The following is a 13,045-nucleotide window of genomic DNA, read 5'->3' as shown; positions in this document are numbered from 1 at the left end:
TGGTTTAAGCGAGACATGACCCGGCACATCGTCGCCCGCACGTCAGACATCCCGCCCGGCGGCAACAAGGTTTTCAGTGTCGAGGGCCGCGACATCGTCGTGTTCCACGTCAATGGCGAGTTCTTTGCGCTGCTCAATCGCTGTCCGCATGCCGGTGCGCCGCTGGAAAAAGCGGCGTGCGTGGCACGGCTGACCTCGCCGGAGCCCGGCGTCTATCAGCGCTCGCGGGTCGGCGAACTACTCCGCTGCGCCTGGCACGGCTGGGAATTCGACATGCGCAACGGCCAATCCTATTTCGATCCGAAGCGCGTCAAGATCCGCTCCTATCCGGTCGCGATCGAACGCGGCGAAGAGCTTACGCAAGAACTTGCCAAAGGTCTTGAAGACCTCGAGAAGGGCCCTTACGTGGCCGAGACGTTCGCTGTCCATGTCGAGGACAGCTACGTCATCATCGAGACCTGAACCGCCGCAACATCTTTCTCTTTTTCATCCCACCGAAGGAAAAAGCATCCCATGACGCACGCCGTCCGTTTTCACAAGACCGGCGGTCCTGAAGTTTTGACCTGGGAGGAAGTCCAGGTTGGCAAGCCCGGTCCGGGCGAGGCACGCATCCGCCACACCGCGGTCGGTTTGAACTTCGTCGACATCTACAACCGTTCGGGGGTCTATCCCCAGCAACTGCCGAGCGGGCTCGGCAGCGAGGGCGCCGGCGTAGTCGAGGAAGTCGGCAGCGGCGTCACCGATCTGAAGCCCGGCGATCGCGTCGCCTATGGCGCCTCGCCGCTCGGCGCCTATTCCGAGGCGCGGCTGATTCCGGCCGATCGGCTGCTGAAACTGCCCGATGGGATCGATGACAAGACCGCGGCCGCGATGATGCTGAAGGGCCTGACGACGCAGTACCTGATCCGCCAGACCTATCGCGTCAAATCCGGCGATACCATCCTGCTGCATGCCGCCGCCGGCGGCGTCGGCCTGATCCTCGGCCAGTGGGCCAAGCATCTCGGCGCCACCGTGATCGGCACCGTCGGCAGCGAGGAGAAGGCGAAGCTCGCGCAGGCCCATGGCTGCGCCCACACGATCATCTACACCAAGGAGGATTTCGTGAAACGCGTCGACGAAATCACCGGCGGCGCCAAGGTGCCCGTGGTCTATGATTCCGTCGGCAAGGACACGTTCCTGAAATCGCTCGATTGCCTCGCACCGCTTGGCGTCGCCGCGCTGTTCGGTGCGGCCTCCGGCCCGGTCGAACCGCTCAACCTCGGCCTGCTGGCTGCAAAGGGGTCGCTCTACGTCACCCGCCCGACGCTGTTCACCTACGCCGCCAAGCGCGAGAATCTCGTCGCCATGGCGAACGAACTGTTCGAGGTGGTGAAATCGGGCGCGGTCAAGATCGAGGTGCGCCAGACTTATCCGCTGAAAGACGCGGCCAAGGCCCATGCCGATCTCGCCGCGCGCAAGACCACCGGGTCGACGGTTCTGACGGTGTGAGGCTGCCGCTTTTCGTCTTGGGCGGACTTGACCACCATCCACGACTTTGCCGGTATACAAAAGTAAGTCGTGGATGCCCGGGTCAAGCCCGGGCATGACGGCGTTCCTCGTTGGTCTGACCGACCACGTAAAACTTTACTAAAATCCGACTCCAGCTCCGCACCGCCCTTCAACGCCTCCTGTGTATTTCTGGTTGCGAGAACTCAGGGGGCTGAGATGACGGATTTCTGGATCGTGGGCGGCTTGATGGCGGGGGCGTTCGTGTCGCCGCTGTATTTCCTCGTGATGCGGTGGCTCACCAGATCGCAACGCGCCGCATTCTTTGTCCTGATCGGCGCGCTTCTGCTGGCGGTTTCAGCGCAGATCTACAACAGCGCGATCGCGGGACATTATTTGTCGCTGGCCGACATCCTCGCGATGTTCAGGCCGCTGTCTTTCCTGGTCCTGACGTTTGGCTGGTTTGTGTGCGGATTGCTCCATGCGCTGGCTTCGCTCGGCCGGACGTGGGCGCCGCAGCTGGAGCGGCCGGCATCGTTGCACAACTAGGACATGGACTCATTAACGCGCAGCCCTGGACGGATCGCCGCAAACTGAACGACAGCCGCCGCTTCCAAACTATTTCGCATTCAATCGAGGTCTCAAGCCAATGGATGATGACGACGATAGTTGGCTAGCCGAACTATTTGAGCGCGGAAGCGACCCGGATCGCGCAAAACAGCTGCCGGCCTGGGCCCTGCTGTTCCACTCGTCGTTCGACCGTTCCGACGGCGCCACGTCGTGGATCGGCGGCGCGCCCAAAGCGCCGCGCAACTTCGAATGGCCGAAAGACAGCGACGGAACGCCGCTCCACTTCATTGCCCAGATTGACCTCGCGTCGCTGAAGGCTGAACCGCAGACCGGATCGCGGCCGCCGGGATTGCCGGCCGAAGGTGCCCTGCTGGTCTTCATCGGAAAATCCTTCGCTTGCCGGATCCTGAGCGCTGCCGAGGTGGCTCAGGCGGAGATCCTCTCGCCGCCCGACGACCTCGCGCCGGTCAGAAAGCACGGCTTCTTCGGCGAAGGTCGAACGTTTCTCCGCCGGCCCGTCACCCCGACTGCGTATCTCGACACCGGCGACGAACGCCCGGCGTCATTCCCGGATCGCTTCAAGTCGCCGCTCGACTGGATCGTCAATTGGGGTATCGCCGCGCTCGAAGCTGAGTGCGTCATCCGCAGCCTCACATTCGATCTGAACGACGGCTTGCAGTTCTTCGCCTGGCGGGAACGCTTGCCTCAGGATCAGGCCCGCGAACAGGATCTCAAGGATGTCATCCGCAACAAGGTTGCGCATTACGGCGTCCTCAAACGCAAGGCGCCGAGCGTGATCACGGCCCTCGAATCCTGGCGCGACCTTGCGCTCTCAAAGACCCAGGACGAGACGATCGACAGGGACGCATTGGGCGCAATCATGCGCCTGCGCCTTGAGCTGCATGACGAGATGCAGCCGCACATGTCGAAGCACATGCTCGCGGGCAGGGCCGTGGCGGTCTGGGACGCGATCCTGCGGCAGCATCCGCGCCTCCGCCATGGCGAAGGCTATGACGAACTCCCGTCGTGTTACCGTCCCTTCGTCGACATGCGCGAGACCGGCTGGCGCGGCCACCGGCTGTTCGGGATCGAGCCGGAGTTTTCAAACAATTGGGAAGATTTGCGCGGGCAGGATTGCGTCATCAGCATCTTCGCCGATGAGCTGCTCGAGACAAAATCGGAGCACGAGTACGGGCTCTCCATCTGGTGCCCGCGCGACCGCATCGCGAAAGGCCAGTTCGACGAAGGGCAGCTGATTCGCCATTGCGCCGTTTAAGGCGCCAAACAACGCCGGGGACAAGCGGACATAATCCAAACGCCCTGATTTATGAACGTGCCTAGGTCAGCCCCTTCACCATCGCCCGCACGATAACCGCGATCTCCGCGCGCAGCGCCTCGACCGGCACCGCGATCAGCTTCTGTTCGAGGCCGAGCAGCACCATGCCGTGCACCGCGGAGAACAGGCTGCGCGCGGTGACGCCGAGTTCGCCTGGAGATCGTGACGGCAGCAACGAAGCGAGCGGCTGGAAGATGTGACGGAACAGCTCCATCTGCTCGCTGACCGCCCATTCCGGTATCGGTTTGCCCGGCGTCATGCGGTGTTCGAACAGCGCGCGCCAGAGTTCGAGATTTTCCGCGGCGAAATCGCAATAGGCGACCGCAATGCGCACCAGCGTCTCGGTCGGCGAGGGGGGACCCGCGCTTTCGGCCTCGCTCAGCGTAGCATCGAGCCGCCGCAGCGTGCGCGATCCCACCAGCAGGACCAGTTCGTCCATATCGTCGACCAGATTATAGACCGCGCCATTGGCGCAGCCGATTTCCCGCGCCAGTTCTCGCGTCTTCAGGGCCCCCAAACCGCCCGCGGAAATGCTCCGTTCCGCCGCCAGGATCAAATCCTCGCGTAATTTTGCTCGTCTTTCCAGTGCTTTAGACATGTCTTCCATTTTTCTTGAGCAATGCTCAAAATAGTTCTTGAGCAATGCTCAAGATGTGCTACAACACGTTCATGAGCAACGCTCATAACACAGGGAGCTGCAAATGTTCAAAACTGTTTTGACGCTTTTCCGGGGCAGCGTGGCTGCGGCGGGAGAAGAACTGGAGGACCGCTCGGCGCTTCTGATCCTCGACCAGCAGATGCGCGACGCCGCCGCGGCGGTCGAGCGGTCCAAGCGCACGCTGGCGCTGGCGATCGCCGGCGATCAGCAGGAGGGCCGCCGCCTCGACGCCACCAACGCCCGGATCGCCGATCTCGAAGTGCGCACCACCGCGGCGCTCGATGCCGGCCGGGAAGATCTCGCCCGCGAGGCCGCGCAAGCCATCGCCAATCTCGAAGCCGACCGCGACGCCGCGATGACCGCGCGCACGCTGTTCGCGTCCGAAATCACGCGGATGAAGCGCCAGGTCGCCGGTGCGGAGTCGCGGATCACCGAGCTCGATCGTGGCCGCCGCATCGCCCGTGCTTCGGAAGCAGTCCGCGCCATGCGCCGCGGCGGGGTGGAAGCGACGCGCCCCTACGAGGCCACACTGCCGGAAGCCGAGCGGACGCTGAAGCGTCTGCGCGAACGGCAGATGGAAGCCCAGGCCGCCGACGAAGCCCTGATCGAACTCGACGCCGCCTCTGGACCTTTGGCGACCGCCGAGAAGCTCGCCGAACAGGGCTTTGGACCACGACTGAAGTCGACCGCTGACGACGTGCTCGCGCGGCTGAACGCCAAGCGTGCGCAAACGACCTGAACTTACTTTGTGAACCGAGCTCAATCGAACTCAGTGCCGTAACACCCAACTTCAAACGTCCACACACAGGAGATTATCATGAACCAGAATGTCCAACCCCACAGCAATGCCTGGGTCACCTTCACCTATGTTTCGTTCGCCGCCTCCGTCTTCATGGTCGCCGTCGGCCTGTTCTATCTGCCGATCGATCTTTGGATGAAGGGCTATCTCACGATGGGCATCATCATGATGGTCCAGTGCTGCGTCACCCTGACCAAGACCGTCCGTGACATGCACGAAAGCGGCAAGCTGGTGAACCGCATCGAAGATGCGAAAGCCGAGCGCCTGCTGATGGAAGTTTCGAAGGCCGCGTAAACCTGTGGCGCGTGCTGGCGAAGGCGGGCGGTGGATGCTTTTAGCGTCCGCCGCTCGTTTCCCCCGGGGGCGCCCCGGCCTATCAACGATTGTGTCGAAGCCGTATCCCGCGCGAACTCCACGCCAAGGCATGAGAAAGGTAACGACGATGCACGTATCTTCTGAGAATTCTCTCGATGATGATAGCATGCGCGGCGGGCCGGCATGGGCCGATCCACCGTCGCCGCGACGGGCGCTCGTGTTCCTGTTGCTGGGTCCGATCCTTGGAGTTCTCGTCGCCTTGGCACCCGACGTTGCGAGCGGGGGACTTAACGCCTGGCTCGTGCTTATCGGCAAGCAGGTGTTTGTCATCGCCCTGCTGGTATCGGCAATCACCGGGCTCGTCGACGGCATCCTGTCCCGCACCTTGTCGATCTTCTTGCGGGCGCCCCTGACCGCGATCGTCGGCGCGATATCGGCTATTGGTCTGCCGGCCGCTTTGCTCGGACCGCTGCCGCAGGAGATGTCGATAGCGCTTGCGATCGGCGGCGCATTCTGTATGGGCGTGTGCTCGGTGCTGTCGCACGAATATGGCCGTAGCCATCTGCAATGAAGGGCTGACTTCAATGAGTCGACCGCTTGTCTTCCTGCTGCTGGGCCCGTTGTCGGTCGTTCTCACGACCTGGGTCGCGGTTGGAATGCCCTTTGAAAGCTTCGTCCCGCCCATCGCGTTGGCGTTGTTCTTCTTCACCTTGCCGGTATCAGCGATCGTGGGGATCCTTGATGGACAACTGGCTCGCGCGATGCCGCTTCTGCTGAGGGCGCCCGTGACGGCGCTGGTCGGCGCGGCGGCGGCCATGGTGCTGCCGCGCGCACTGCTTGGACCGATGCCGCAGGACATGTCGGTGCCATTCGGGCTCGGCGGCGCATTCTGCATGGGCCTGTGTTCGTTGCTTGCGCACGACTATAACGCCAACAAAACCCGGCCCGACGACGTCAGCGGTTCCACGTCATGAATCATTTGAAATGGCCGCTCAATCTATCGTTTACCCTTGCGCAACCTGAGGGTGCTTTAATCATATCTCCTTAACTGGCGCGGGCGCAGAAATCGCTGGCGGAAGTTCCGCAACGGGATTTTCGTCACGGGCCGGGACCGGGGTCCTTCATTTCAGCCGCATCAGCAGGATGGCGCCATGAACCAGAACGTCCAGCACCACAGCAACGCGTGGGTCACCTTCACCTATGTCTCGTTCGCGGCCTCGGCCTTCATGGTCGTCGTCGGCGTCTACTTCCTCCCCGTCGATCTCTGGATCAAGGGCTATCTCACGATGGGCATCCTGATGCTCGTGCAGTGCTGCGTCACCCTGACCAAGACGGTGCGCGACATGCACGAGAGCGACCGGATGGTGAACCGTCTCGAGGACGCCAAGGCCGAGCGGCTGCTGATGGAAGTTTCCAAATCAACGTAATCGGTCCACGTAACCTGAGCGCCGTGGCTGGCGAAGGCAGACGGCGGGTGCTTCGGCATCCGCCGTTTGTCGTCCGGCACGATGTCTGCCTCGATGTCTTCCCTGCGGATTGTTTGACGCCGCCAACACATCGTTTACCCTCTCGCCACCGCAACGTGCCGCACTCATGGCTCCTTAACGGGCCCGGCGCACAAATTCGGATCGGGTGCGGGCAGGTGGCATGGCGTCTTCTGGGAGCGGCAATTCGGCGATCCGTCATGGCCTCGGGCAGATCAGCTCCGCGGCCGGGCGCCTGCGCAGCTATGGCGCGTTCTGGCTGAAGGCGTTCTCGCAGGAAACCATAGATATCACCTTGCGCACCCATACCGGCCTGCAGACGCGGATCGTCGAAAGCCCGGGTCTGTCGCTATCGCAACAGGATCTCGACGCACTGGTCGCGGATTTGCGCACCGTCGCCGGCAAGACCCTGCCGGCGGGCAGCCTCACCTACGGCATCTTCTCCGGCGAGCGCGAACGCCTGTCGCGCGCTATCGTCACGCTGATCCGTGAAGAAGCCACCGGCCGCCCGATCGCCTTCAACGCGCTGTCGGTGATGTCCGTCGAGCTCGACGGCGAGGAGCAAGAGGTCACCCATCTCGGCCTCGTGATGGTCGACCCTGACGTGCAGGGGCAGGGGCTGTCCTGGGTTCTGTACGGCCTGACCACGCTGGTGCTGTTCGCCCGCGACGGGTTTCGTCCGAAATGGATCTCGAACGTCACGCAGGTGCCTTCCGTGTTCGGCATGGTCTGCGACACGTTTTCGGATGTATACCCTTCGGCCGATGCCAGCGCACGCCAGAGCTTTGCCCATCTGCAACTGGCGCGCGGCATCATGCGCAATCATCGCGCGGTGTTCGGGGTCGGCGACGACGCCGGGTTCGACGAGGGGCGCTTCGTCATCACCGACGCCTATACCGGCGGATCGGACGCGCTGAAGAAAACCTGGGACGTTGCGCCAAAACATCGCGACGAGCACTACAACGCGTATTGCCTGCGCGAGCTCGACTACGCCAGGGGCGACGATGTGCTGCAGCTCGGCCGCGTCGATCTCGCCGGCGCGCGGCGCTACCTGCAGCGCGAGGTGCCGGCCGGCTCGATGCCGGCGCTGCTGGCGGCCTCGGCCGTGCTGGCGCTGCAACGCCTGGTGCTTCCTGTGATGCACTGGATGGACGATACGCGCGCGTTCGGCACCCTGCGGCCGCGAGGGAGCGGCCGATGAGCCCGATGTCATCAGGCGTGATCGCCGATTCCATCGTCAATCTCTGCGGCGCGCTCGGGCTTTGCGTCGCCATGTTCGCGCTGTATCGGCGCGATCCCCGAAGCCCGCTGACCCTGCGCCTGCTCCTGCTGCTTGGCGTGGTCGCGCTGTTGTTCTTCACACGCGGCATTGCCTGGTGGACCGGCAGCGCGCTGCTCGATCGGCTCTCTTTGATTCCGGCAGCGCTGCTGCCGCTCGGCGCGCTGATTGTCACCGAAGGCATTTTGCGGCGTCATGCGCCGCGTGCGGCCAAGATCGCGGCATTGGCGGGCGCCGTCGTGATCGGCCTCGGCGGCGTGTTCGGGCTGGAGAGCTACACGACGCCTTATGCGATCGCGCTGGCGATATTCCAGCTTGCGGGATTTGTCGTTTGCGCGTGGCTGTTGGCGACGCGGGACCGTACCTCGCTGCTGGCCTCCGAAAACCGCAGCATCGGCCGCCTCGCGGCCGGCGCGCTGATCGTGATCCCCTTCATCGTCACGGATTATCAGGCGCTCGCGCCTGATATGCCGGTCCGGCTTGGCGCACTCGGCGCGCTATTGGTCGTCACCGCTGTCCTGATCGCAGGCAGCGGCACCGAAACGCGGCGTCAGGGTATTTTGATGACGGCGCTGCGGTTGGTGAGTTCCGCATTGCTGGGCGCGGCAGCCGCCTGCGTGTCGCCGGATGTCGATGCCGCGCAGATCATGCGCTTTTGCGCGATCGCGATTGCGGGCGTGCTGACCATCGGCCTGATGACCGATACGCTGCGCGCGCTGTTCGAAGCGCAGGTGCCCGGCGTTTTGAATTCCGTCGCAGCGTCCGCAGCCCGTACCCGCGACGAATTGATCGCGGAACTGGCGCGCCATCCGATGTTCGAAAGCGCCCGGCGCTACCGCGAAAGCGATCTTGCCGCCTACGATCCGCCATTGCTGCGGAACCTGCTCTCGACGCGCCGGGTGTTGCGCCGTCCCGAAGCGCCATGGGGGCTTGCCGCGACGGATCCCGCGGTCGAACGGTTGATGTCGCTGATGAAGGCCGGCAATGCCACGCATGTGATCATTTTGTCGCATGAGCCGGTCGATCTGCTGGTGCTGGCCGTTCCCGTCATTTCCGCCGATCCCGCCACCGAAACCGCGCTCGCGCTGGTGCGGCGCATCCTCGCATTGACGCCGGAAGCGGCGTGACTGGCGACATCAAAATGTGTTAGGTGCCTGACATGTTACGCGGCAGGCGTTCTTCATGACAGGTGCGGCTGATGGATAAGCAAGCGATGCGCGAGGAGGCCGAGCGCCTGATCCGCGAGACTATGGAAAAAAGAAACCTGACCATCAAGCAGGGCAATACGCGGATCGAAACGACTTGCGGCAAATGTGGCGCGCCGAACCGCCTGCAGGCCGAAAAGGGCGCCACCCGCGTCAAATTCGCCTGCAAGCAATGCGGCCACAAGCAGGAGACGCTTTGACGCCGCTAGGCCGTCATTGCGACCCGGTGGCTCGCAATGACGAAGACAACATGCTTGGCTCAGAACACGCCCGGTAGCAACATGGCGACCCGTTCGCGATACTTGCGGTATTCGTCGCCGAAGAACGCGACCAGGTCGCGCTCTTCCAGCCAGATGCCGACGAAGATGTAGGCCGTCGTCACGGACGCGAACAGCAAATGCCCCAGCGTCATGACAGGCGTTGACCAGAAGGCGATGATAAAGCCGAGATAGATCGGATGCCGGATCAGGCTGTACAGCCCCGGCGTCCTGAACGCGATGGGCGCGGTCAGGCGTCCGGCGAAGTGCGCCACCACCTGCGTCAATCCGAACAGCTCGAAATGGCTGATCAGGAAGGTGCTGTAGAGCACGATCAGCCAGCCCATGAAGCCAAACGCGGTCACGACGGCGGCGAACACGGGGCCTTCGATGTTCCAGACCACCGCCGGCATCGGCTGCCACTGCCAGAACAGCAGGATCAGGCTGAGGCTGGCGAGCAGGACGTAGGTAGAGCGCTCGATCGCCGGCGAGGCGAAGCGCGCGAACAGTCTTTTGAAGCCCTGCCGCGCCATCCCGCTGTGCTGCACGGCGAAGATCGACATCAGGATCAGGTTGATCAGCAACGCCGTCGGCAGCGAAGCGGCCGGGCCGCTATTGATTGTCTTGGGCACGACCAATTGCGAGACGAAGCCGACCGCGTACAGGAACGTGCCGAGGAAAATCAGATAGGCGAGGCCGCCGTAACAGAGGGCCAGCATTCTCATCGCAAAGGAAGGGATGGCAGGAGGCGTACCTGTTTGCATCGTAATCGACATCTTCAGTCTCCTTTGAAATATGCAGTTGCTCAAAAATCGCTTCGTTCGAGTCGGTTCAGGCGGCGTGCTTGCGCTGCCTCGCTGCGGCCAGGACCTGGTCGAGCGGGCCGCAGTAGATGCGCGTCTTGTCCAGTCGGCGTTGATCGAGCTTGCGCTGCGCGATTGACGCGGCCTCTCGCTCATGGTGGGCGATCGCGGCCGCCACCTGGCCATTGAGGAAGCGCCTCAGGCGCGCGGCCAGGACGAGGATGTTCCTCAGCAGGGTTGGCACCGTCGTGGACTGGAACGGCGCGAGCGCCCACATTGCATGATGCTGGCCGCGTTGCCGTGCGGCAACGGGCCGTCTGGCGGAATATCCGTAAGCGTGGAAATCAGATGAGCCGATCATGGGTCGTCTCCGGTTGTATGATCCTTGACCCGTCTGTAAATTGAACTGCGCCCTCACGCTTGGCGGACTCCTTCAGGAGACGTTGGTTTTTCCTCCGCCAGAGGTTGATTTCGATCTGCAATGCTGAGGATTGTGGCGCGGCCTCGGCTGAGGTGGTAATGAAATACCGATTTTCCAATTTCGAGATCGACCTTGGCCAACACGAGCTGCGCCGCGAGGGCGTGTCCGTCCACATCGAGCCTCAGGTCTTCGATGTCATTGTCCATCTGGTGCGCAACCATGACCGGGTTGTCAGCAAGGATGAGTTGATCGACACGGTCTGGCATGGCCGGGTGATCTCGGAAGCCGCGTTCTCCAGCCGCATCAATGGCGCAAGACGCGTGCTTGGCGACAACGGAACGGATCAGCTTTTTATCAGGACATTGCACCGGCGCGGCTTCCGGTTCGTCGGCGATGTTCAGGCGGTCGCCGCGTCGGATGCCGATGTGGTCAGGCTTGCGCCTGACGATACCGCGTCAGCGAGTGTCGCTCCCGCGCGGGTCTCGATTGCCACCGACGTGTCTCATCTCGACGATGTCGTCTCGGAAGTCGTAAAGGCGGAAGCCATCGCGCGATCGTCGATCGCGGTGCTGCCGTTTGAGAACATGTCGAATGACCCGGAGAACGACTATTTCAGCTACGGCCTGACCGAAGACATCATCCGCCTGCTGGCGCGCAATCGCTGGCTTTCCGTGATCTCGCGCCACTCCACGGTTGGATTCGGGGGGCGCGTGGTCGATGCGCGTGAGGTCGGTGCCCAGCTCGGCGTGAGTTATGTGATGTCCGGCAGCGTTCGCAAGAGTCGCGACGCGGTCAGGATCACGGCGGAACTGGCCCGTGCTGCAGACGGAAAACAGCTTTGGTCCGACAAATACGATCTCCAGCTCGAGAATATTTTCGACATCCAGGAAGAAATGGCGCGGCAGATCGCTGCCACGATCGAACCGGAGCTGTCGAAGGTCGAGCAGCAGCTCGCCGCCCGCAAGGCGCCGGAAAGCCTGGATGCCTGGGATTGCTACCAGCGCGGCCTATGGAATCTATGGCGATTTACCACACCGGGGTTTGACCAGGCGGAGGCCTATTTTAGGCGCGCGATCGAAGCCGATCCGGATTTCGCCCGCGGCCATGGCGCGCTCGGCTACGTCAATGTTCAGCGCTCGCTGTATGACGATCCCAGGGATCGCCCGGCGCGGCTGGAGACGGCGTTGCGCCAGGCGCGTGTCTCCGTGGCGCTCGACGACCTCGATTGTTTTTGTCACTGCGTGCTCGGCCGCGCGCTGTGCCTGACCCGTCAGAATGATGAAGCGCTGGCAGCGATCGACCTGTCGCTGGAACTCAATCCAAGCTTTGCGCAAGGGTACTTTGCGCAAGGGTTCAATCTACTGTGGTACGGGCGGGAGATCGAAGCGGAAACGCTGCTCGATCGAGCGACCATGCTCAGTCCGCGCGACAGCCATCTTTGGAGTTTCCACCACGTGCGCTCCTGGGCGCATTTCTCGCTCGGTGAGTACGACATCGCCGTCGAGTTTGCCCGCAGGGCAACCCGGCAGCCCAATGTCCCGTATCGGGCGTTTGCAACGCTGGCAGCCTCGCTCGGCCGTCTCGGCGAAAAGGCGCAGGCCGAAGCCGTGGCCGCTGAACTCCTGCAACGCAAGCCGGGCTACAAAACCGATACCGCGCGGCAGGAGCTCTTCTTCTGCAATGATCAGGGCTTCATCGACCGGTTCGTCGCGGGCCTGCGCGTCGCCGGCATAACCGGCGGCTAGGCAAGCGGCTATTTCACCCGCAGCTTGAGCGGGATGACCTGCCGGTCGGAGCAGGTCATGGTGCCGTTGTAGCCATCGGACAATGGTCCGCTGGCCGTGCATTCGGTGCCCGGCATCGACAATGTCGCGTTCAATTGGGACGAAGCCGAAATCTGCAGCCGCATTTCGCCCTTTTTCTCCACCGGGCCGTCCTGCGTGCACAGGCCGATATGCTTCAGCACGAGCGGGCCACGGTAGTCCCTGATGCGCCCGGATGCCGTTTCCGTGACGGTGGCAGTCACTTCCCATTCCCCAAGAAAGCCGGAAGTGCCTCTCACCTCAAGCGCGCGCGCCGGCGACAGCGTCGCCATGACGCCCAGCATGACCGCCAGACCGAATGCTTTCACAACCTGCTCCCGTGCGAGTTGGCTTATGATCCTTATCACTTATCGCCAGGTCGGGTAAGGGAGCAGAAATTGTAGGATGGGTTGAGCCCTTCGCTCCACCCATCCTACGCGGTGCCCCGCGATGATTGTTGGGTGCGACAAATCAACCCGACGGGCAAATCAGTTCTGATTTGCGGAAATCGTGTCAAGCCCCGAAATAAAAAATATTTCTGTTTACCGGAAGGCAAATCAGGTGCATATGTTTGCCCATCCCGTCCTACTCAGAAGGGCGTCGGCCGTCGTCACGGACGTTGGGCGGGTTG

17 protein-coding genes are annotated in these 13,045 nt (G+C 62.7%); 13 read left to right on the top strand and 4 right to left on the bottom strand.

From position 1 onward, the window contains the following. Window positions 1–15 precede the first annotated feature (15 nt). The 4 genes from JQ574_RS26960 (at window position 16) to JQ574_RS26945 (ending at window position 3,331) form a co-directional block, all read left to right on the top strand. Window positions 16–462, top strand: a complete 447-nt coding sequence (locus tag JQ574_RS26960; RefSeq protein WP_212211425.1) for a Rieske (2Fe-2S) protein — start codon at window positions 16–18, stop codon at window positions 460–462. Between the two features lie 51 nt (window positions 463–513). Next, window positions 514–1,488, top strand: a complete 975-nt coding sequence (locus tag JQ574_RS26955) for a quinone oxidoreductase (protein WP_212211423.1) — start codon at window positions 514–516, stop codon at window positions 1,486–1,488. Window positions 1,489–1,704: 216 nt separating this feature from the next. Beyond that, on the top strand, window positions 1,705–2,034 hold the full coding sequence (locus JQ574_RS26950; RefSeq protein WP_212211421.1) for a hypothetical protein: 330 nt from the start codon (window positions 1,705–1,707) through the stop codon (window positions 2,032–2,034). A 100-nt stretch (window positions 2,035–2,134) separates the two neighbouring features. Next, window positions 2,135–3,331, top strand: a complete 1,197-nt coding sequence (locus JQ574_RS26945) for a DUF1963 domain-containing protein (RefSeq protein ID WP_212211419.1) — start codon at window positions 2,135–2,137, stop codon at window positions 3,329–3,331. Between the two features lie 61 nt (window positions 3,332–3,392). Here JQ574_RS26945 and JQ574_RS26940 read toward each other — a convergent pair whose 3' ends face one another. Continuing rightward, complete coding sequence (locus JQ574_RS26940) at window positions 3,393–3,989, bottom strand: TetR/AcrR family transcriptional regulator (protein ID WP_212211411.1); 597 nt, start codon at window positions 3,987–3,989, stop codon at window positions 3,393–3,395. A 103-nt stretch (window positions 3,990–4,092) separates the two neighbouring features. On the opposite strand from JQ574_RS26940, the gene JQ574_RS26935 reads away from it, so the two are divergent. The 8 genes from JQ574_RS26935 (at window position 4,093) to JQ574_RS26900 (ending at window position 9,331) form a co-directional block, all read left to right on the top strand. Then, window positions 4,093–4,788 carry a PspA/IM30 family protein gene (locus JQ574_RS26935; RefSeq protein ID WP_212211407.1) on the top strand — a complete coding sequence of 232 codons (696 nt, stop codon included), beginning with the start codon at window positions 4,093–4,095 and terminating at the stop codon, window positions 4,786–4,788. 78 nt (window positions 4,789–4,866) lie between these two features. Further along, the gene (locus tag JQ574_RS26930) at window positions 4,867–5,142 is read left to right on the top strand and encodes a YiaA/YiaB family inner membrane protein (RefSeq protein WP_192740356.1); all 276 of its coding nucleotides are present in this window, start codon (window positions 4,867–4,869) and stop codon (window positions 5,140–5,142) included. A gap of 187 nt (window positions 5,143–5,329) precedes the next feature. Further along, complete coding sequence (locus JQ574_RS26925; protein ID WP_212211406.1) at window positions 5,330–5,734, top strand: hypothetical protein; 405 nt, start codon at window positions 5,330–5,332, stop codon at window positions 5,732–5,734. 13 nt (window positions 5,735–5,747) lie between these two features. Next, window positions 5,748–6,137 (top strand): hypothetical protein, encoded by a 390-nt coding sequence (locus JQ574_RS26920; protein ID WP_212211405.1) that lies wholly within the window; start codon window positions 5,748–5,750, stop codon window positions 6,135–6,137. A 177-nt stretch (window positions 6,138–6,314) separates the two neighbouring features. Continuing rightward, window positions 6,315–6,590, top strand: a complete 276-nt coding sequence (locus tag JQ574_RS26915) for a YiaA/YiaB family inner membrane protein (protein ID WP_212211404.1) — start codon at window positions 6,315–6,317, stop codon at window positions 6,588–6,590. Between the two features lie 220 nt (window positions 6,591–6,810). After that, the gene (locus JQ574_RS26910) at window positions 6,811–7,848 is read left to right on the top strand and encodes a hypothetical protein (RefSeq protein ID WP_212211403.1); all 1,038 of its coding nucleotides are present in this window, start codon (window positions 6,811–6,813) and stop codon (window positions 7,846–7,848) included. A gap of 5 nt (window positions 7,849–7,853) precedes the next feature. Continuing rightward, a complete protein-coding gene (locus JQ574_RS26905; RefSeq protein ID WP_212211553.1) occupies window positions 7,854–9,053 on the top strand; it encodes a hypothetical protein in 1,200 nt (399 codons plus the stop codon). A 71-nt stretch (window positions 9,054–9,124) separates the two neighbouring features. Continuing rightward, the gene (locus tag JQ574_RS26900) at window positions 9,125–9,331 is read left to right on the top strand and encodes a hypothetical protein (protein WP_192740350.1); all 207 of its coding nucleotides are present in this window, start codon (window positions 9,125–9,127) and stop codon (window positions 9,329–9,331) included. 59 nt (window positions 9,332–9,390) lie between these two features. Here JQ574_RS26900 and mddA read toward each other — a convergent pair whose 3' ends face one another. Together mddA and JQ574_RS26890 are read right to left on the bottom strand one after the other, a co-directional pair. After that, complete coding sequence (gene mddA / locus JQ574_RS26895) at window positions 9,391–10,164, bottom strand: methanethiol S-methyltransferase (protein WP_249119619.1); 774 nt, start codon at window positions 10,162–10,164, stop codon at window positions 9,391–9,393. Between the two features lie 55 nt (window positions 10,165–10,219). Next, the gene (locus JQ574_RS26890; protein WP_212211402.1) at window positions 10,220–10,552 is read right to left on the bottom strand and encodes a hypothetical protein; all 333 of its coding nucleotides are present in this window, start codon (window positions 10,550–10,552) and stop codon (window positions 10,220–10,222) included. A gap of 158 nt (window positions 10,553–10,710) precedes the next feature. Between JQ574_RS26890 and JQ574_RS26885 the strand changes: the two genes are divergently transcribed. Further along, window positions 10,711–12,357, top strand: coding sequence for a winged helix-turn-helix domain-containing tetratricopeptide repeat protein (locus tag JQ574_RS26885; RefSeq protein WP_212211401.1), 1,647 nt, complete (start codon window positions 10,711–10,713; stop codon window positions 12,355–12,357). An 8-nt stretch (window positions 12,358–12,365) separates the two neighbouring features. On the opposite strand, the gene JQ574_RS26880 is transcribed toward JQ574_RS26885, so the two are convergent. Beyond that, window positions 12,366–12,743, bottom strand: a complete 378-nt coding sequence (locus JQ574_RS26880) for a hypothetical protein (protein WP_212211400.1) — start codon at window positions 12,741–12,743, stop codon at window positions 12,366–12,368. Between the last annotated feature and the right edge of the window lie 302 nt (window positions 12,744–13,045).

The organism is Bradyrhizobium sp. AUGA SZCCT0158 (genome assembly GCF_018130065.1).
Classification (GTDB): Bacteria; Pseudomonadota; Alphaproteobacteria; order Rhizobiales; family Xanthobacteraceae; genus Bradyrhizobium.
Note: the sequence above shows the minus strand (reverse complement) of the source record. Positions and strands in the feature narration are given on the sequence as shown.

Excerpts from the sequence above, each read along its gene's own strand:
- JQ574_RS26890 (WP_212211402.1), bottom strand. The coding sequence starts at position 10,552 with ATGATCGGCTCATCTGATTTCCACGCTTACGGATATTCCGCCAGACGG.
- JQ574_RS26940 (WP_212211411.1), bottom strand. The coding sequence starts at position 3,989 with ATGTCTAAAGCACTGGAAAGACGAGCAAAATTACGCGAGGATTTGATC.
- JQ574_RS26955 (WP_212211423.1), top strand. The coding sequence starts at position 514 with ATGACGCACGCCGTCCGTTTTCACAAGACCGGCGGTCCTGAAGTTTTG.
- mddA (WP_249119619.1), bottom strand. The coding sequence starts at position 10,164 with ATGTCGATTACGATGCAAACAGGTACGCCTCCTGCCATCCCTTCCTTT.
- JQ574_RS26935 (WP_212211407.1), top strand. The coding sequence starts at position 4,093 with ATGTTCAAAACTGTTTTGACGCTTTTCCGGGGCAGCGTGGCTGCGGCG.
- JQ574_RS26885 (WP_212211401.1), top strand. The coding sequence starts at position 10,711 with ATGAAATACCGATTTTCCAATTTCGAGATCGACCTTGGCCAACACGAG.
- JQ574_RS26960 (WP_212211425.1), top strand. The coding sequence starts at position 16 with ATGACCCGGCACATCGTCGCCCGCACGTCAGACATCCCGCCCGGCGGC.
- JQ574_RS26945 (WP_212211419.1), top strand. The coding sequence starts at position 2,135 with ATGGATGATGACGACGATAGTTGGCTAGCCGAACTATTTGAGCGCGGA.
- JQ574_RS26930 (WP_192740356.1), top strand. The coding sequence starts at position 4,867 with ATGAACCAGAATGTCCAACCCCACAGCAATGCCTGGGTCACCTTCACC.
- JQ574_RS26915 (WP_212211404.1), top strand. The coding sequence starts at position 6,315 with ATGAACCAGAACGTCCAGCACCACAGCAACGCGTGGGTCACCTTCACC.
- JQ574_RS26900 (WP_192740350.1), top strand. The coding sequence starts at position 9,125 with ATGGATAAGCAAGCGATGCGCGAGGAGGCCGAGCGCCTGATCCGCGAG.
- JQ574_RS26910 (WP_212211403.1), top strand. The coding sequence starts at position 6,811 with ATGGCGTCTTCTGGGAGCGGCAATTCGGCGATCCGTCATGGCCTCGGG.
- JQ574_RS26905 (WP_212211553.1), top strand. The coding sequence starts at position 7,854 with ATGTCATCAGGCGTGATCGCCGATTCCATCGTCAATCTCTGCGGCGCG.
- JQ574_RS26950 (WP_212211421.1), top strand. The coding sequence starts at position 1,705 with ATGACGGATTTCTGGATCGTGGGCGGCTTGATGGCGGGGGCGTTCGTG.
- JQ574_RS26925 (WP_212211406.1), top strand. The coding sequence starts at position 5,330 with ATGCGCGGCGGGCCGGCATGGGCCGATCCACCGTCGCCGCGACGGGCG.
- JQ574_RS26920 (WP_212211405.1), top strand. The coding sequence starts at position 5,748 with ATGAGTCGACCGCTTGTCTTCCTGCTGCTGGGCCCGTTGTCGGTCGTT.